An 18,924-nucleotide genomic window follows, 5' to 3' on the forward strand; every position below is an offset into this window, starting at 1 on the left:
AAAAACAAATGATGACTAAAAAACAATTCGATACTTTAAGTTTTATACTCTCAATAGTTGGAATTATCTCATTAATCTTTTTTGCAATCGGATTAAAGAATATTGAAAACTATACCAATTGGCTTTTGTTTACTATTGTCAGCGTAATCTTTGGAATTTTTTTGGCATTACTAATTCACCATTTGCTATGTTTCTTTGAGCCAAAAATAAGAACCTATAAAAATGCAAAAGGGATTAAAATGCTACATCAATTGGTTTTCAGTTTTATATTGCTTTCATTTGGTTTGATGCGATTTGTCAATGAATACAAAATCAATAAAACGGATTGCAAAACGTATAAAATAATAGACCTTGGCAAAAGCGGATCCAAAAATCCGACTCATTATATCTTTATTAATGGAAAAAACGGAGAGGAACGATTAAGTTTTGGAAAAAGTTATAATCAAAAACATAAAGTCGGGGATTCTATAAATCTTTGTATTCATAAAGGCTTTTTAGGATTTAACTATTATAAACCAACAAAAAAGTAGCCTAACAGCGTATACCTTGATCTCACGGATTACAAATCCGCGAGATCAGGATAAATACGAATATTTTAAAAAATTTCACAAAAAAATGAAATAAAACGATATGTTTGTACTTCCAATTACAAACAAAAATGGGAACACTACATGAAGTCTATCAACTAAAACCCAAAGTAATAAATTGTGGCGCCATCCTACGGGTTCGAAGAGAAAAAGAGACTGCTTTTTTAGAAAAATACACCGATCCTCAAATCGATTATACCAATGACGGGCACGGTATTTTTTCCAATACATTCGTCATAAACGCTCCGGATGGAAAAGTGAGAAGATATGCCCTATATGCCACAGAAAGAATCATCGATTTTAAAGAACCTGGTATTTATATATCCATACAGGATAGCAGTAAAAATGGTTTCGGAAGCGATTTTGATGTGCTTATAAATGAGATGGCTGCCTATTTGGAAGATTCCCTATTCTACGTGATCTGGGATCATATAATCAACCGGTATGAAATCACAAATGGAACATTGTATCATAAAAATACCCGTGATTTTAGTGTTTGGGATTATGATTTTGGAAAATACTTAAAAGCAAATTATACCGGTTCCGAGCCAATCATTGGCGATTATTTTGCTGATCAAACATACGAAATGCTAGTACGGCATAATGAAATGATCGAAGAAGGTGAAAATCCAAAAGATTTATATGATATAGACGAGTATGAAGTGTTACTCGATAATATTTCAAATTACAAAAATACTAGTACTCCGGAAGAATATAAAGCATTAGAAGATTGGTTAAAAGTTCAAATAGCGGATTACGATTAAATAATTAAGTATGAAATACTTTGAAATAAAACAAGAAACCGATTCGAAAATAATTGGTAAATATCCTCAGGTAAAAGAATTAAAAATCGGTTTTCATGAAGCAAGAGCTTCGCAATGGGGTATAATAAGCAAATGGAAATCAGAAGATGACATTCCCGACCTTAATAATTTTGTTTTGCATAATAATTCGAGGCTTTCAGACTGTGTTTCTAATAATTTTGTCATCACATCCAGTGGTTTATTTCTCAGTGAAAAATGTTCTCAGATTTTAGAAACCTTTACAATAAACGGCAGTTTTCATCCCATGACTATTTTTCGCCGCGGAACGCCTCATCCCTATCGTTTTCTTTGGTACGAATATGGCGCTACAAGCAAAATAGATTTTAAAAAATCTGAATTTATTGAATATAACGATATTTATGAAAAATCGGGGGCGATAATAGCTGTAGACGACTTTGAAGATTATAAAGCTAAGTTTAGAATATTATTTGATGGCATTGAAGATGAAGCCGGTTGGGATTTAAAGTCGAAATCATTAAAAATCGCTGGGTGTTTTGATGTCACTCCTGCTTTTGGAATAGGCTTAATCTGTAACGAAAAAGTAAAAAATGCCATTGAAGAAAATAAACTGACCGGATTTGATTTCCGCCCTATTGATACCGAAATTTTATTTGACTAAAGCCGCTATTACAAAAAATGGGAACACTACATTCCGTATACCAACTTAAATCAAGAATGCTGAATTCCGGTGCTATCCTTCGGGTTCGCAAAGACAAAGAAAGTCTCTTTTCAGAAAAATATGGCATTAATAAAACTAATACTATTGGAAACGAACTGAACGTTTTTGAAAATACATTTGTCACCAATACGCCGGATGGTAAAGTGAGAAGATACTCGGTATATGCAACAGAAAGGGTAATTGATTGCAAGGAACCCGGTATTTATGTCTGCATACAAAGTGGTAGCAAGTATGGTTTTGACAACGACTTTAATGTCTTTCTAAAGGATATGGCGCTCTATTTGGAAGATAGCTTATTCTACGTAATCCCGGAAGATATTTACCGATATGAGATTACAGACGGAACCTTATATTTCAATGGTCCGAGCAATTTCGATCGTTGGCATTATGATTTTGGAGAATACCTGATTCAAAATTATACCGATTCCAAACAGCTCATTGCCGATTATTATGTGGAACAGGCAAATGAAGTGATCATCTGGCATGAGGAAATGATTGAACTTGGAGAAGATCCAAAAGCACTGTATTACGATTTAGAGGATTATGAAACGTTACTTCATAAAATTTCGAATTACAAAAATCATATTACAACCGAAAAATTTAAAGCATTAGAAGATTGGTTAAAAGTTCAAATAGCGGATTACGATTAAATTAAATCGAAGAAACGACCCGCTAATAACCATAATACAAAATAAAATGAGTGAAACACTTACACACCTTGTAGTCAATTGGATCGATATTGACAAAAATGTTATTTTGGTTGGCGGAACAGACAACCTACGATGGAAATGGGATACCGAGATAGGAATGTCCGGTGATGATGCCAAGACGATAGCTATTGTAACGTTAACCGATAATGGTAAAGGCTATGCCGTTTCGGAACGAGCGGAATTTTTTTGTTCAATGGAGGAACCTACCCGATTCTTAGCAATGTCCAACCTAACCGGTTTGTTTGAAATTGCCTGGATCATCAAAAAGGAAAAACTTACGTACGATATGGCCCGAGAACGATTCTTCGGAAAAAGTATTGGACTACCCTAATTTAAAATCAAAAAATGGGAATAACAAACGATCTATATCAGCTTAAACCAAGAATTATTAATTCCGGGACTATTTTACGGGTTCGTAAAACTAAAGAAGCTGCTTTTTTAAAAAAATATACCATCGTCAACCAAGGAAACGATACCAATGTACAGGGTATTTTTTCCAATACATTTATCATAAACTCAGAAGACGGGAAAATTGAGCGAATTTCTCTTTTTGCAACAGACCGGATAATCGATTTCAAAGAACCTGGTATCTATATATCGATACAAAGTGGCAGCAAGTCTGGTTTTGGTACCGATTTTAATGATTTTTTTACTACCATGGCGACCTATTTGGAAGATGCTTTATTTTATGTACTCTGGGATGACATAATCAGTCGGTATGAAATTATAAATGGAACGTTAAATTTCAGAAGCACTCGGAACTTTACGCATTGGAATTGCCTTTTTGAAGAATATGTAGTCGACAACTATGCCGATTCCAAACAGCTCCTTGCCGATTTTTATGTTGAAAAAGCAAATGAAATGATACTACGTCATCACGAAATAATTAGTGAAGGTGAAGATCCCAAAGAACGGCATTACGATGTAGAAGACTATCAGGAATTAGTACAGCAGCTTTTAAATTACAAAAGTCATATTGCACCCGAGAAATTGACACAACTAACCAATTGGCTGGATGCGCAAATATACGATAGCATTTGTGTAGAATTGGTTGTCACGGCTTCTCAATCGATATATGATGAGAGCGAAGTGTATATGCAGGGAAAATTTGAAATCCGGATCAACGCTGAAAAACCCTATGCGGAAAGCGATATTATTGATATTTCCGAATTTTTAAAAAGTATGGAGCAAGATGGTGAATATTTTATATTTTCATGTTGCTGCGGCGTTCCTTCCTGTAGTGGCTGGGAAAAAGGCATTCAGGTGGAACATTTTGATACAACCATCCGTTGGACCAACCTGAACACTTGGAAAGAATGGTATTTTGAAAAGTACAGAATTGAAGATGACCTAAAAACCATCCGGGAAGAAGATAACGTTTACGAAACCTTTTTCGCTAAAAAAGAAATCGAATATATAGGAGTTGGCTATAATTGGAATACCGACGATAAATCCAAAACTAAATAACGAAATGAACGATACCTTTACTATTGATGATTTACAGGACTTATGGCAAAAAGTAAGCATTTTACATAGCGGACAAACCTATGGCGGACAAACTAAAGGCGAAAAAATAGAATATATCAATCATATCGGTAGTGTTGTATTTGAAATTATAAACGCCTCAAAAAATACGTTTAATTTTGACATAGCCCTTGCCGTAAAATGCGCTCTTTTACACGATGCTCTGGAAGATACCAATCTTAGTAGCGATGATTTGGAAAAAGATTACGGTAAACAGGTACTGGACGGTGTACAAGCTTTGACAAAAAATACAGCCCTTGCAAAAGAACATCAGATGGTCGATAGTTTAGACCGGATAAAAGCACAACCAAAAGAAATCTGGGCGGTAAAAATGGCCGATCGGATTTGTAACTTATATGCGCCACCTTACTATTGGAACCAATCGAAAAAGGAAAAATACCTTCAGGAAGCCAAAATCATTTATGATTATTTAAAAGAGGGCAATGAATATTTAGCCGATAGGTTACTAGATAAAATCAAACTATATAAAGACAAATAATCCAAGTTATTGACAAACAAAACGTAACAAATATGGCAGAGATAGAAGACGGAATTCTTGAAAACTATGAGGAAATAATAAACTGGACCTATCCGGGTGCCACATTATATTATAAAGATTGTGATTTAGAACCTTCTGTAGCGGAAAAATTCACAAAAGATCTGTTAATCCGAAACGGATATTTTCTTGATGTCAGCTGTTTAGGCGGCGGTATTAAATTTAATACCCGCTTTTTAATTGCATCGGCAAAAGCAGCACGACTATATGAAGTAAACCCGGACAACGAAAGGTTTGGTCATTGCGCTATCAACCTTAACAGCTATTTTAAAATTCTTGATGTTTATAAACTAAACGGTAAAACACAAATTTTTTTACTTCACATTCCTGCAAAAAGTTTACGCTATTTTGAAAGAGCAAGTTCGAATTGGGATGAAGATTTTATTCAAAAAGCAAGACAAAGTTTTGATACTAGAATTCACCAGGAGCCACGGCCAGATTTATTAGAACCATTTTGGCTGGAAAGAACAAACTATCCGGTTGGAATGGATGCTTACGACAAATTTTATCCTTTGACAAGTGTCACTCCAATTCCAAAAGCCGGAGAACCTTTATATAACGGAATTAAGAAACTGACAAATGATACCAGTGAAATTAATATTCCGGCACCCTATTACAGCGAACTAAATGGAAAATCTAAAATAGGCGTTTTTTTGAACAAAATATTCGGAAAATAAATAATCCACAGTATGCGCTATATGGAAATCTTTAAAAAACGAAACACCAAATACTATTTATGGGATTTTTTAGTAAAATTAAAGCATTAAAAGTCAGAGATATCGCATTTTTTGCCAATGGTGATCACTTTTATTCTAAAGGATTAGAAGTATCCATCGGGAAAGAATTAAAAATCGCAAAATACGGGCTAACACTTGAGGAGCTAAATCCTATCCTACACTATCTGGTTGAATTTATTCAGGATGAAAAACCAGTCATTAAAAACGGCAACAAATTAACCTGTTTCTCCTGGCTTATTTTAGCACAAGAAGAGGAAGACTTTTTCGAAATTCTTGAAATCTACCCGGAACAACAAGGTTTTGCAGCTGGATTAAACCGCACACTTCAGGTATTGAACCAACAGCTTTATGTTTGTGATCAATTAAAAGTGGAACCCATTTTCCCTGATTTTGACCAAATCGTTACCATCGATCCGTTAATCAGAACCGGGTTACCGGCACATTTATTCCGTTGGAACAGAACCGCTCCCGATTCCGGTTGGGTTGCGATAACCGATAACTTTGATGAAGACACCATGTCGCTTGAAGAAATAACGGTAGGCCAACTAATGACCTATCGCCCGGAAACAGTTCAGTTTATGGCGCTTCCTTTTGGCTATAAAGTCATTTGGGACGGTAAAGATGCCAAAATAGCATTTGATAACAATCTGATGGAAAATTAAACGATAACACAAAACATGAGTAGCGAAATCAACAAAGAGTTAACGGAACGATTAAAGGATATTTACTCCGACTATTTCGACTCCGAATACCTGGATCAAAACCTTGAAATACCACAAATTTATACGGATTCTATTCGAAAGATAAATGTTGACGATTTATTTAGTCTGTCAAATACATTAATTCACACAGGATGTTGGTTATCCTTATATGAAGCTGATTTTTTGGAACGAAAAGAGGCAAACGAACTAACCGTGAGTGATACAATATTCCTGGTAATTGGCGAATGGGGAACGCGCCATGACCTTCTATTGTGTTGTGATAAATCGTCTCCGGATTTTGGAAAAGTATTCGACTATAACGATGCCCATCCGTGGTGGATCCCAAATGATTGGGAAGCGGATTATACCGATTTCAGAGCATTCATCAAAGAAGATTATAATATCGATTTAGAATGATCAAACAGATTTACATCATCAAAATTTGATATCAAAAGGAATCACAACCACAAAAAAGACGTTTCCAACGCTACGTTTTATCACAGAAAGGAACTAATAGCAATAATTTCTTAACAGCAAAATGTATTTTTAATTCTTTTTTGTTGTAAATTAGTTCAAGATTTTGGAATCTGAATATTGGTAATATACTAATATTCAGATTCTTTTTTTATAGCTGTTTCAGCGCCAAAAATATTAAGTATTTTTTAACGCTACGTTAAAGTTCGGTTGGTTCGGTTTAAACAAAACTAATTGTATCTTTGCGACCAAAATCAAGAATCCCCATGAATAAACAGCAGGAAGAAAAAGAAGAATTAATCGAACTATTCGGGATACACTTTGAAACGTATTATCATTTACCCCCCTGTGCGGCCCGCATATTAGGTCTGTTAATTATGAATGTCAGAGATAAAGGAATGACATTCGAAGAACTGGTCGATCAGGGATGTGCCAGTAAAAGTACCATCTCAACCAATATCAATTTATTGCTAAAGCTCGGAAAGATTACCTATTATACCAAAACCGGCGATCGCAAAAAATACTTTATGCCCTCTCCTCCTAACGAGCGCATTCAGAATCACCTTAAATTTATTGAATCTGAAAAAAACATGCTTGTCCGTGTGAAGGCTTACGAACTTAATTATCCAGCCGATGATAAAACACATACTGCCTTTGTAGTTAATGCGATGGATACCTATATGAAATACCTATCCAAATTTGAGCAAATCCTTAATGAGTGTATCAATCAGGAATCCTTATCAAAAGACGAATTTTAAAGCTATTTACAATTATATATAAATATTTTACCCTATGAAGAATAAAGTAATATTTAGCATGTTGGTCCTGTCGATGGTATTGGCATCGTGTGGAGACAAAAATCCGCAACAGCAGCAACCTAGTGGTCCCATGCCCTTTCCGGTTCAGAAAGTAGTTAAAGAAAATACCACAACCTATCAAGAATATTCCGCCAATTTACAAGGTCAGCAAAACGTAGAAATCCGCCCGAAAGTAAGCGGTTTTATCGAGCAGATTTTTGTTGACGAAGGACAAACGGTACGCAAAGGACAAGTATTGTTTAAATTGGAAACCAACACCCTATCGCAGGATGCCGGTGCGGCCAAAGCAGCCGTAGCAGCCGCTCAGGTGGAAGTGGATCGTTTAATTCCGTTGGTAGACCGCAAAATCATCAGTAATGTAACGTTGGAAACGGCAAAAGCCAATTTGGCACGTGCTAAAGCCAGTTATAACAGTATTGCGGCCAACATCAACTTTGGAACCATTACCAGTCCGGTAGACGGTGTTATTGGAAGCATTCCGTATAAAGTAGGAAGTTTGGTAGGCGCTACTACAGCCGATCCGTTGACTACCGTATCGGACATCCGTAATATCCGCGCTTATTTTACGATGAATGAAAAGCAATTGATCCAGTTTAGCAGAACCTTCCCGGGTGCGACTTTATCTGATAAGATCAAAGCGATTCCTTCGGTAGAATTAATTCTTGCGGATAATTCGGTGTACGAACACAAAGGAAAAATCGAAACTGTAAATGGTCTGGTAAACGCCCGTACCGGTAGTACCGAATTCCGTGCGCAGTTCCCGAACCCGCAGTCGGTTTTAAGAAGCGGTGGTAGCGGAATCATTCGCCTTCCTGTTGAAGCCAAAGACGTAATCCTGATTCCTCAAAATGCCGTTTACGACATGCAAGGAAAACAAATGATTTATGCCGTTGGAAAAGACAACAAAGTACATTCGAAAATTATAGAAACCAACGGTACTTCCGGTTTGAATTTTATCGTAACCGGTGGTGTTGAATCCGGAGAAGTAGTTGTAGTGGAAGGTGTTACCAAATTGGCCGACAACCAGGAAATCGTTCCGCAGGAAGCTGGTAAAAATGCACAACCGGCAGCAAATGCTCCCGTAAAAAAATAAACTTATGATTAAAACATTTATAAACAGACCGGTACTTTCTACCGTAATCTCCATCATTATAACCATTCTGGGTATCTTGGGATTAACATCGTTACCCATAGAACAATACCCGGAAATTGCACCGCCAACCGTACAGGTAAGTGCTACCTATACCGGAGCCAATGCCGAAACGGTTTTAAACAGTGTTGTAACGCCAATCGAAGAAGAAATCAACGGTGTGGAAGGTATGACTTATATGACGTCGACATCGGCAAATAACGGTGCGGCCAACATTAGCGTATTCTTCGAATTGGGTGTGAATCCCGATATCGCAGCCGTAAACGTACAAAACCGTGTGGCGCGTGCTACCAGTAAACTACCACAAGCCGTAGTAAATACCGGGGTAACCACGATTAAGAGTCAGACGAGTGCGTTGATGTTCTTCGCCTTATATTCGAACAATAAAGAGTATGACGAGACGTTTATCCAGAACTACGCCCGTATCAACCTGGTACCGAAATTACAACGTGTAAAAGGGGTTGGACAAGTAAACGTATTTGGTGCCAAAGACTACTCAATGCGTATCTGGATCGATCCGGAAAAAATGGCTAACTATAAAGTAGTGCCGTCCGATATTCAGGATGCATTACGCGAACAAAACTTAGAAGCCGCACCGGGTAAATTTGGTGAAAATGCTGATGGTGTTTACGAATACGTAATCAAATATAAAGGACGTTTATCTAAAATTTCAGAATACGAAAACATCATTATCAAATCGACCGGAAACGGAAACTTCCTTCGATTAAAAGATGTAGCGACTGTCGAATTAGGAGCCTTTAACTACGGTGCCAAAAACATGGCAATGGGTAAACAAGGTGTGGCTGTTGGTATCTTCCAGACATCCGGATCGAACGCTCAGGACATTATGACGGAAGTAATCCATATTTTGGAGGAAAGCAAAGGTACTTTCCCTAAAGGTATCGATTATGTAATTCCATACAACTCGAAAACCTTCCTTGATGCATCGATTGCAAAAGTAGTTTCGACATTGGTAGAGGCTTTTATCCTGGTATTTATCGTAGTATTCGTATTCCTACAAGACATCCGTTCTACATTGATTCCGGCTATTGCCGTACCGGTTGCGATTGTAGGTACCTTCTTCTTCCTTCAATTATTCGGATTCTCGATCAACATGCTTACGTTGTTTGCGATGATTCTGGCGATTGGTATCGTAGTGGATGATGCCATCGTAGTTGTGGAAGCCGTCCACGCCAAGCTCGACCACGGAATAAAAGACGCCAAACAAGCGACGATTTCAGCTATGGACGAGATCACCGGAGCGATTGTTTCGATCACCCTGGTTATGTCGGCGGTATTCGTACCGGTTTCCTTCCTAAAAGGACCATCCGGAGTATTCTACAAACAGTTTGCGATTACATTGGCCGTTGCGATTGTGATTTCAGCGATCAACGCCTTAACATTGAGTCCGGCGCTTTGTGCCCTGTTCTTAAAACCGCATGACGATTCGGAACATGCTAAAAAAGGATTAAAAGATCGTTTCTTTACCGCGTTCAACACGGCATTCGATTCGATGAACAACAAATACAGTAAGTCGTTAAACTTCCTGGTTAAAAGAAAATGGATCACCGGAATCTCTTTATTGGCAGTAACAGGTATTACATTACTATTGTTCAGCACTACTCCATCCGGATTTATTCCGAATGAAGACCGTGGTATCATCATGGGGGATTTAACTTTACCTCCGGGAACCACTTTAGAGAAAACACAGTTAGCCGTTAACGAACTGGATTCTATCCTGGCTTCTATGGACATTATCGAATCCCGTATGAGTGTGGTTGGTTTCAGTTTATTAAACAACGTAAATGGTGGTTCATATGCCTTTACCGTTATCAAATTAAAAGACTGGGCACATCGTAAAGAAGCTACACAGTCAATTGAAGCGGTAGTTGGTGAACTATTCGGACGTACAGCGCAATTTAAAGATGCCCGAGCGTTATTCTTTACACCTCCGAGTGTACAGGGATTTGGTACGGCAGACGGATTTGAGTTTAAACTACAATCCAAATCAGACGACGACTGGGCGACGATCAGTAAAGTGAGTGGTGAGTTTTTACAAGCGCTAAACCAACGTCCGGAAATCCAGTATGCGATGACCAACTTTAACCCGAACTTCCCACAATACCAGTTGGACATCAACATTGAAAAAACGAAAGATGCCGGTATTAGTGTATCCGATATTTTCAATACGTTACAGGGGTATTACGGAGGATTATATACAACCGACTTTAACAGTTTCGGTAAACAATACCGTGTGATGATTCAGGCAAAACCGGAAGATCGCGCTACCGAACAAAGTTTGGATAAAATTTATATCAAAAACCGAAATGACGAATTGGTAGCAATCAGTCAGTTTGTGAGCCTTAAGAAAACCTATGGTCCGGAATCGGTTACCCGTTTTAACCTGTTAAAATCAGTAAACGTAAACGGTAAAGCCAAACCAGGATATAGTTCCGGGGATGCGATTAAAGCGATTGAAGAAGTTGCGGCACAACATTTACCGAATAACTACACCTATGAGTTTTCCGGTATGACCCGTGAGGAGATTGCTTCCGGAGGTCAGGCGATTGGTGTATTCCTATTGAGTTTGATTTTCGTATACTTCCTGTTAAGTGCGCAGTACGAAAGTTATTTATTGCCATTATCGGTAATCCTATCGTTACCGGTGGGTATTGCAGGAGCCATCGGATTTGTAAAACTGGCTGGACTTGAAAACAACATTTACTTTCAGATTGCACTGATCATGCTTATCGGATTACTCGCGAAAAATGCCATTCTAATCGTAGAGTTTGCCATCCAGCGTAGACGTCATGGTATGAGCCTGTTTGAATCGGCAGTTGAAGGAGCAAAAGCCCGTTTACGACCGATTTTGATGACCTCTTTCGCCTTTATCTTTGGTCTGTTGCCACTGGCTTTAGCCAACGGAATTGGAGCCGTAGGTAACCGTTCTATTGGTATGGGAGCTGTTGGAGGAATGTTAGTCGGTACCATTTTAGGGGTATTCTTTATTCCGGTATTGTTTGTGATCTTCCAGGGACTACAGGAACGTATTACCGGAAAAACAGCAGCCCAAAAAGCGGCCGAGCAGGATTCTGAAAATGTTGCATTATAAAACTATGAAAATGAAATATCAAAAATCATATAAAATAATGGTTGTCATAGCAGCTGCATCGGTGATGCAGTCTTGCTTTGTCGCCAAAAATTATGAGCGCCCACAGGTAAAAACCGAAGCATTGTATCGTACCGATGCTACGGCTACCGAAGGTGCGTCACTGGCGGGTGTTTCGTGGAAAACACTTTTTACCGATCCAATCCTTCAGAGCTATATCGAAAAAGGACTACAGAATAATTACGATATCCGAATTGCAATGCAGTCGATTGTAGCTGCCGAAGCAAATCTGAAACAGGGCAAAATGGGCTACCTGCCTACGCTTAGCGTGGGTGCCAGTCTTACCCACCAGGAATTGGCTAAAAACAGTCAGTTTGGTTCCTTTTTTAATGGTGCTTTAGATCAATATCAGCTTGCTGGAAACCTATCGTGGGAAGCCGACATCTGGGGAAAAATCAGAAGTAACAAACGTGCGGTTAATGCTTCCTATTTGCAAACGGTAGCAGCCAATCAGGCGGTAAAAACACAATTACTGGCAAGTATTGCTTCGACCTATTATCAGTTGTTATCGTTGGATGCCCAGTTAAAAGTAGCCGAAGAAACTTTGTTAAACCGTAATAACAGCGTTACTACAATCCAAGCGTTAAAAGACGCTGGAAACGTAAACGAAGTAGCGGTAAAACAAACAGAAGCACAGAAATATGCTACTGAGTTGATCATTGCCGATTTGAAAAATAACATTGTGATCATGGAAAACACTCTATCTATCTTATTAGGACAATCGCCCGGTAAAATAGAAAGAGGAACCCTTGCGGCTCAAACCATGAACGTAGATGTTAACCTTGGTGTTCCTGCCGATTTATTAAGTAAAAGACCGGACGTAATGGCTGCCGAATACAATCTGATCTCTAATTTTGAGATGACTAATGTAGCACGTAGTAATTTCTATCCGTCGTTTACGGTAACGGCTTCCGGAGGTTTCCAGAGCTTGGAGTTAAAAGAATGGTTTAGTACCAATTCCCTGTTTGCAAATATCGTAGCCGGATTGACACAACCTATTTTTAATCAACGTCAGATTAGAACGCGATATGAAGTAGCAAAAGCCAATCAGGAAAAAGCTTATTTACAGTTTGAGCAATCCCTGTTAACAGCGGGGAAAGAAGTTTCGGATGCCTTATCGCAATATAAAAACGAAACCGGTAAGATTGTAATCCGTGAAAAACAAGTGGATGCGCTTAAAAAAGCAGCCAACTATTCCGATGAGTTATTAAACCACGGTTTTGTGAACTACCTGGAAGTGTTAACAGCGAAAAACTCCGCTTTAAGTAGTGAGCTGGATCTTATTGACAATAAATACCGACAGTTTAATGCCATTATCACGCTTTATAAAGCATTAGGTGGCGGAACGCAATAATCTAAGTTTTATTTAACACCTGACAGGTTTTTAAAAACCTGTCAGGTGTAACTAAACAAAAACAAAAAAAGGGGGAGCATTTCTAATGCTCCCCCTTTTTTATAATCTTAACCGATCTCCTATTAAGGTCTGCTAGTACAGTCTTTTATCTTTTATCTTTTATCTTTTATCTTAGTCAGAGCGGCACTTGCTGATTTCACACCTGACAGGTTTTGAAAACCTGTCAGGTGTAGCAAAACCTAAAAAGTGTAACGAAACAAAAATAAAAAGGGAGCAATCAAGTTGCTCCCTTTTTGTTTTGCTATCCTAAAATAGCATTTTAAACTATACACTAGTTAAAAAACAATTCCTATTTTATCTTTTTTTCTTTGCCGGAGCGGCACTTGCCGAAACGTTGTTTACATATTTTTTATCCGTTGGATTATAAGTCATACGGCTTTCCTGTGATTTGTTTTTCAGAATCACATCCCCTTCTCCGGTTAGTGTAAACTCAAAACCTTCTCTTCTCATTCGCTCCTGTGTTTCGGATGCATTTTGTCCTTTATCCAGAAATACGATTTCTTTAATCTTGGTCGTAGTCTGTACATTAGCTAATATTTGTGTTTTCGTAGCCGGTTCCCATATTTCCGAATAGGTACTCAACGCCTCTTCGTTTTTGGTTTTGGTTTCGGTAACGTTTTTTTCGGTCCAGGTAATACAACACAGTGGTGTGTCTTTGGTTTTAAAAGTTGTGATCTTACATTCGGCCGGTACCGCTTTGTCGATTGCTTTTACCAATAGCGTATCTTTTTTGGCTCCTTTTTCATTTCGGAAAACATAAAAAGTCTGCTGGTTTTTATTCTTAATCAATTCTGCGGTAAGATCGTCTGCTTTTGCCAATACGGTTGTCTGACTTTTTGCTGCCGGTGCCTTTCCTCCCGCTTTTTTCTTCTGACTGTACATGCCTACCGTAAACAGTAACGATACAGCCAGGATAACATATTGTTTCATAATGGGGGTGATTTGGTTGATTAGAGGCAATGTACAAAAAAATTGCGTATAAATACGGACTGTTATTTTTACAACAAAATTTTTATTTTATAAACACCTGACAGGTTTTAAAAACCTGTCAGGTGTAGAAGTTAATATCACAAAAAAGGGCTGTCTTGATAAGACAGCCCTTTGTATAAATACGTTTTAAAACTTATTTGCTATTTAAAAATGCAACTACATTTTTTTCGATACGTTCGTCGATATTTGATATATCGGCTTTTACAAACGATTCACCTAAAATGTTTTCGTATAATTCAATATAACGATCGGAAACCGTTGCGATATATTCGTCGGTCATGTCCGGAATCTGTTGTCCGTCTTTACCCTGAAAACCGTTGGCAATTAACCATTGGCGTACAAATTCTTTCGATAATTGTTTTTGCGCTTCGTTATTATCCTGACGTTCCTGATAACCATCTGCATAAAAATAACGAGATGAATCCGGTGTGTGGATTTCGTCAATCAAAACGATTTTCCCGTCTTTTGTTTTTCCGAATTCATATTTGGTATCTACCAAAATCAAACCTTTACTGGCCGCGATCTCGGTTCCTCTCTGGAATAAAGCACGGGTATATTTTTCTAAAACGATATAATCTTCTTCTGAAACAATTCCTTTTGCCAGGATATCTTCTCGCGAAATGTCTTCATCATGTTCTCCATTGTCTGCTTTAGTCGATGGCGTAATGATCGGTTCCGGGAATTTGTCGTTTTCTTTTAAACCTTCCGGTAGTGCTACACCACAAAGCATACGCTTTCCTAAAGCATATTCGCGTGCTGCATGTCCGGAAAGGTAGCCTCTGATAACCATTTCTACTTTAAAAGGATCGCATAAATGCCCTACGGCAACATTGGGATCGGGAGTAGCGATTAACCAGTTGGGTACGATATCGGCCGTTAACTGCATGAATTTCGTTGCAATTTGGTTTAGAATCTGACCTTTGTAAGGAATTCCTTTTGGCATTACGACATCAAAAGCCGATAGGCGGTCAGTAGCCACCATTACCAAAAGTTCGTCATTGATATTGTACACTTCCCGTACTTTACCGCGGTACACGGATTTCTGGCCCGGAAAGTTAAAATTAGTTGTTGTGATTGTGTTCATAGAACGCTTGTAGTTAGTTGTTATAAAGGTGCAAAAGTAATTAAAAACCCTACTGCTACCAAAAAAAACCAACCTTTCGTGACGGGTGGTTTGTATAAATTTTAATCGTGATTTTCGATACTCATATAGCACCGATGATTTTCTTAACCAGTGGGCGGCACACCATATCTTTAGGGTCCAGATATAAAATGCGAACTCCTTCGAGGTCTTTTAAAATCAATACGGCCTCTTTTAGTCCGGAAATAGTTCGTTTGAATTTTAGTGTTTTGACCACTATCTGATAAAATTAGTGTACTTCAATTAATTATACCCGCTGAGTTAAAATGAAACACTTTGCTCGATGGGGTAACCTTTATCATAACTTTAAGAATTTTCTTAGGTTAGTAACGATTAATATGCTACATTTAGCACCTTAATCACTATATTAATACTATTTTAAATTATGAAAAAATTTAGCATTTTAATTTTAGCAAGTGCACTGACCTTGACATCTTGCAAGAAAGAACAAACCGAGGAACAAACTGAAGAACCAACTACAGAAACCCCCACTGCCATTGTAAGACCGGAGCCAAAAACAACTGTATCGGGTACTTCTTTTATAGATGAAAGTGAGAATACTTATGACAAACAATTTCAATCAGGAAGTCATACAAAAGAAAAATATACTGTTGTAAGTTATACTACAAATGCTAAATTCGCTGAAACAGAATTCGAAAATAGTGTACCAACTGAAGACGAACAATTATTAGCTGTAAACATTGGCCTTGAGAGTCTTCTATGTGATGGAAGGTTTTCTGGGATGAATACAAGTTTTTCTATTCATATAGATGATAAAGCAGAAGAAATACAAAAGTTTACTTCTTTTAAACCAGAATTTTTTAAAGCAAATCCTAATGCTGTAAGTCTTGATACAAACACTAGTGTAACTTTAAAGAAAGGTGAGAAAACTGAAAAAATATTTTATTTCGTAATACCTAAAGATGCAGATCTATCTAAAGCCTATTTAACCCTGTATAGAGGAAGTGATAGAGAAGAACTTAAGTTACCATTAAACCCATAATTTTTGAAAACGTTTTTATGTGAATAATTATGTACTAAATTAAGTATTCACTATAAGATTGCACAGGATAAGATGAAACATTTTATCCTGTTTTTTTTACTTAAATTTTGAGTTTATTTGAAATAAATAGTATTTGAAAAACCTAAAAAACATTCGCAACAGGTAAATAAAAAAGCCCTCCCTTTGTAAGGAGAGCTAATTTTTTGATCAAGCCTGTTTAAGGTATGTAATCCTCTAAATTTTAATCGTGATTTTCGATACTTTTATAGGCATCAATGATTTTCTTAACCAGTCGGTGGCGCACAATATCTTTATCGTCCAGATATAAAATACCAACTCCTTCTACGTCTTTTAAAATCAATAAGGCTTCTTTTAGTCCGGAAATGGTTCGTCGTGGTAAATCGACCTGACCCGGATCTCCGGTAATAATAAACTTGGCATTACGTCCCATACGGGTTAGGAACATCTTCATTTGCGAATGCGTCGTATTTTGTGCTTCATCCAGAATAACAAAAGCATTGTCCAACGTACGGCCACGCATAAACGCCAATGGTGCAATCTGGATAACCCCTTTTAGGAGATAATCTTCCAGCGTTTGCGGTGGCAACATATCGCGTAAGGCATCGTATAACGGTTGCATATACGGGTCCAGTTTTTCTTTCATATCGCCCGGAAGGAATCCTAAATTCTCGCCGGCTTCTACTGCAGGACGGGTTAAGATGATCCGCTTTACTTGCTTTTCTTTCAATGCTTTAACTGCTAGTGCAACTCCGGTATAGGTTTTTCCGGTTCCGGCAGGTCCTACGGCAAAAACCATATCGTTTTTCATGGTAAAATCGACCAGTTTTTGCTGATTGGGTGTTAAGGCCTTGATCAGTTTTCCTCCAATACCGTGTACGAGAATCTTATCGTGATCGGCCATTTTTTGTTCGTCCTGACTGTTGGTTTGTACAATTCGTTCGATCACGTTGTCGTCGATAGAATTATACCGCGAAAAGTGATTCATCAATCTATGGAACCGCACTTCAAACTCATCCAAAATTTCCTTTTCTCCGTAGGCTTTCACCAGCGTGCCACGGGCTACGATTTTTAATTTTGGGTATAATTTTTTAATTATCTCAAGATGAGCATCCTGAGCCCCCCAGAATTCTTTAGGGGTGATGTCTGTCAATTCGATGGTTCTTTCGTTCAAAAGCAACGGGATTTAATTAAAAAAATAAGTTAGCTTTGCATATCTCAAATCTAGCAATTTTTAAAGAAAGTTCCCTTAATAGTTATAAACAAAATGATGTCAATAATTACGCTTACTACCGACTTCGGGCTAAAGGACCACTTTGTGGGTTCTTTGAAAGGTAAGATTATTACGGAACATCCTGATGTACAAATTATTGACATTTCGCACAATATCGATTTGTTTAACATATCGGAAGCCAGCTATATTATCAATGCGGCCTACAGTAGCTTTCCGAAAGGAACCGTTCACCTGATCGGGGTTGATTCGGAGCGTACGTTCGAAAGCAAGCATATTGCCATGCAATGGAATGATCATTATTTTATCTGTGCCGATAATGGTATTTTAAGCATACTAACGCAGAAAATTGTACCACAGAAGATTGTAGAGATCAACATACACGATCGTTTAGCGGATAATGCAACCGATATGGATGTTTTTGTAAAAGTGGCCTGTCATTTGGCAAAAGGTGGCGTTATGAACGTCATCGGTCGGGAAATTAACAGCATCAAAGAAATAAGCGAACTTCAGGCAACTGTTGCGACCGATTATAACGCGATTAACGGTGCCGTAGTTTATATTGATCATTTTGGTAACTGTGTTACGAATATTTCCCGAAAACTGATTCAGGAAACCGCACGCGGACGGAATTTTGAGATCCGTTTCGGAACCAAGACCATTAAAAGCGTTCACCAGAACTATTCCGATTTTAAAATAGCCGAGAAATTTGTTTTAAAAGATTACGAAGGCGAAAAGCTGGCGTTGTTTAACGAAGCTGATTTTCTGGAAATTGCCATCTACAAAAGTAACCCGTCTACAGTGGGTTCGGCCACCTCATTATTGGGTCTGAAATTCCGCGATCGGGTGACTATAATTTTCAAATCTTAAATTCCAAAAATTAATTCATAATTCCTTATGTTTGTACGCATCGTAAAAATGAGTTTCCATGAAGAGAAAATCGAAGCTTTTTTAACGAATTTTCATGAAGTAAAGCAAAATATACGCAACTTCCCCGGTAATCGCTTTTTGGAGCTTTACCAGGACAAAAACAACCCGTCGGTTTTCTTTACCTATAGTTATTGGGAAACGGAAGCCGATTTGGAAAACTACCGGAAATCGGAGCTTTTTATCGAGGTTTGGGCATATACAAAGCAATTTTTTAATGCCAAACCCGAAGCCTGGAGCGTTGATAAACTGGTTAGTCTGGAATAAAATA

Annotated in this window: 20 protein-coding genes and 1 pseudogene; 17 read left to right on the plus strand and 4 right to left on the minus strand. The window is 37.9% G+C overall.

What is annotated here, in order from left to right; all coding sequences use genetic code 11:
- Positions 1 to 8: 8 nt before the first annotated feature.
- From AAFN64_RS08645 to AAFN64_RS08710, 14 genes are all read left to right on the plus strand, one after another.
- Entirely contained in the window at positions 9 to 530 is a 522-nt protein-coding gene (locus AAFN64_RS08645) for a hypothetical protein (RefSeq protein ID WP_347760132.1), read from the plus strand.
- Between the two features lie 128 nt (positions 531 to 658).
- Positions 659 to 1,351, plus strand: a complete 693-nt coding sequence (locus tag AAFN64_RS08650) for a hypothetical protein (RefSeq protein WP_347760133.1) — start codon at positions 659 to 661, stop codon at positions 1,349 to 1,351.
- 10 nt (positions 1,352 to 1,361) lie between these two features.
- On the plus strand, positions 1,362 to 2,030 hold the full coding sequence (locus AAFN64_RS08655; RefSeq protein WP_347760134.1) for a hypothetical protein: 669 nt from the start codon (positions 1,362 to 1,364) through the stop codon (positions 2,028 to 2,030).
- 17 nt (positions 2,031 to 2,047) lie between these two features.
- Positions 2,048 to 2,740 (plus strand): hypothetical protein, encoded by a 693-nt coding sequence (locus AAFN64_RS08660; RefSeq protein ID WP_300487988.1) that lies wholly within the window; start codon positions 2,048 to 2,050, stop codon positions 2,738 to 2,740.
- Between the two features lie 46 nt (positions 2,741 to 2,786).
- Entirely contained in the window at positions 2,787 to 3,131 is a 345-nt protein-coding gene (locus AAFN64_RS08665; RefSeq protein WP_347760135.1) for a hypothetical protein, read from the plus strand.
- A 14-nt stretch (positions 3,132 to 3,145) separates the two neighbouring features.
- Positions 3,146 to 4,267 carry a hypothetical protein gene (locus tag AAFN64_RS08670; protein WP_347760136.1) on the plus strand — a complete coding sequence of 374 codons (1,122 nt, stop codon included), beginning with the start codon at positions 3,146 to 3,148 and terminating at the stop codon, positions 4,265 to 4,267.
- A 4-nt stretch (positions 4,268 to 4,271) separates the two neighbouring features.
- Positions 4,272 to 4,823, plus strand: a complete 552-nt coding sequence (locus AAFN64_RS08675) for a bifunctional (p)ppGpp synthetase/guanosine-3',5'-bis(diphosphate) 3'-pyrophosphohydrolase (RefSeq protein WP_347760137.1) — start codon at positions 4,272 to 4,274, stop codon at positions 4,821 to 4,823.
- Between the two features lie 32 nt (positions 4,824 to 4,855).
- Entirely contained in the window at positions 4,856 to 5,557 is a 702-nt protein-coding gene (locus AAFN64_RS08680; protein WP_347760138.1) for a hypothetical protein, read from the plus strand.
- 59 nt (positions 5,558 to 5,616) lie between these two features.
- Positions 5,617 to 6,279: a hypothetical protein gene (locus AAFN64_RS08685; RefSeq protein ID WP_347760139.1), complete on the plus strand. Its 663-nt coding sequence runs from the start codon at positions 5,617 to 5,619 to the stop codon at positions 6,277 to 6,279.
- Between the two features lie 15 nt (positions 6,280 to 6,294).
- On the plus strand, positions 6,295 to 6,735 hold the full coding sequence (locus tag AAFN64_RS08690; protein ID WP_347760140.1) for a hypothetical protein: 441 nt from the start codon (positions 6,295 to 6,297) through the stop codon (positions 6,733 to 6,735).
- Between the two features lie 323 nt (positions 6,736 to 7,058).
- Positions 7,059 to 7,550, plus strand: a complete 492-nt coding sequence (locus AAFN64_RS08695) for a hypothetical protein (protein ID WP_300488015.1) — start codon at positions 7,059 to 7,061, stop codon at positions 7,548 to 7,550.
- A gap of 34 nt (positions 7,551 to 7,584) precedes the next feature.
- Positions 7,585 to 8,703: an efflux RND transporter periplasmic adaptor subunit gene (locus tag AAFN64_RS08700; RefSeq protein ID WP_347760141.1), complete on the plus strand. Its 1,119-nt coding sequence runs from the start codon at positions 7,585 to 7,587 to the stop codon at positions 8,701 to 8,703.
- A gap of 4 nt (positions 8,704 to 8,707) precedes the next feature.
- Complete coding sequence (locus AAFN64_RS08705; RefSeq protein ID WP_300488021.1) at positions 8,708 to 11,872, plus strand: efflux RND transporter permease subunit; 3,165 nt, start codon at positions 8,708 to 8,710, stop codon at positions 11,870 to 11,872.
- A 10-nt stretch (positions 11,873 to 11,882) separates the two neighbouring features.
- Positions 11,883 to 13,283: an efflux transporter outer membrane subunit gene (locus AAFN64_RS08710; RefSeq protein ID WP_347760142.1), complete on the plus strand. Its 1,401-nt coding sequence runs from the start codon at positions 11,883 to 11,885 to the stop codon at positions 13,281 to 13,283.
- A gap of 354 nt (positions 13,284 to 13,637) precedes the next feature.
- Here the strand turns inward: AAFN64_RS08710 and AAFN64_RS08715 are convergent, their stop codons facing one another.
- The 3 genes and pseudogenes from AAFN64_RS08715 to AAFN64_RS08725 form a co-directional block, all read right to left on the minus strand.
- Positions 13,638 to 14,273 (minus strand): hypothetical protein, encoded by a 636-nt coding sequence (locus AAFN64_RS08715; RefSeq protein WP_300488027.1) that lies wholly within the window; start codon positions 14,271 to 14,273, stop codon positions 13,638 to 13,640.
- A 193-nt stretch (positions 14,274 to 14,466) separates the two neighbouring features.
- Positions 14,467 to 15,417, minus strand: coding sequence for a phosphoribosylaminoimidazolesuccinocarboxamide synthase (locus AAFN64_RS08720; protein WP_347760143.1), 951 nt, complete (start codon positions 15,415 to 15,417; stop codon positions 14,467 to 14,469).
- A gap of 101 nt (positions 15,418 to 15,518) precedes the next feature.
- Positions 15,519 to 15,670 (minus strand): annotated as a pseudogene (locus AAFN64_RS08725) (phosphate starvation-inducible protein PhoH); the annotation flags it as partial.
- Between the two features lie 189 nt (positions 15,671 to 15,859).
- Between AAFN64_RS08725 and AAFN64_RS08730 the strand changes: the two are divergent.
- A complete protein-coding gene (locus tag AAFN64_RS08730; RefSeq protein WP_347760144.1) occupies positions 15,860 to 16,477 on the plus strand; it encodes a hypothetical protein in 618 nt (205 codons plus the stop codon).
- A 241-nt stretch (positions 16,478 to 16,718) separates the two neighbouring features.
- Here AAFN64_RS08730 and AAFN64_RS08735 read toward each other — a convergent pair whose 3' ends face one another.
- The gene (locus AAFN64_RS08735; protein ID WP_300488036.1) at positions 16,719 to 17,669 is read right to left on the minus strand and encodes a PhoH family protein; all 951 of its coding nucleotides are present in this window, start codon (positions 17,667 to 17,669) and stop codon (positions 16,719 to 16,721) included.
- 96 nt (positions 17,670 to 17,765) lie between these two features.
- On the opposite strand from AAFN64_RS08735, the gene AAFN64_RS08740 reads away from it, so the two are divergent.
- Both AAFN64_RS08740 and AAFN64_RS08745 read left to right on the plus strand, forming a co-directional pair.
- Entirely contained in the window at positions 17,766 to 18,596 is an 831-nt protein-coding gene (locus AAFN64_RS08740; RefSeq protein WP_300488050.1) for an SAM-dependent chlorinase/fluorinase, read from the plus strand.
- A 27-nt stretch (positions 18,597 to 18,623) separates the two neighbouring features.
- On the plus strand, positions 18,624 to 18,920 hold the full coding sequence (locus AAFN64_RS08745; protein ID WP_347760145.1) for an antibiotic biosynthesis monooxygenase family protein: 297 nt from the start codon (positions 18,624 to 18,626) through the stop codon (positions 18,918 to 18,920).
- Positions 18,921 to 18,924 lie beyond the last annotated feature (4 nt).

The sequence above is a fragment of the Flavobacterium sp. CAU 1735 genome, from assembly GCF_039888695.1.
GTDB lineage: Bacteria > Bacteroidota > Bacteroidia > Flavobacteriales > Flavobacteriaceae > Flavobacterium.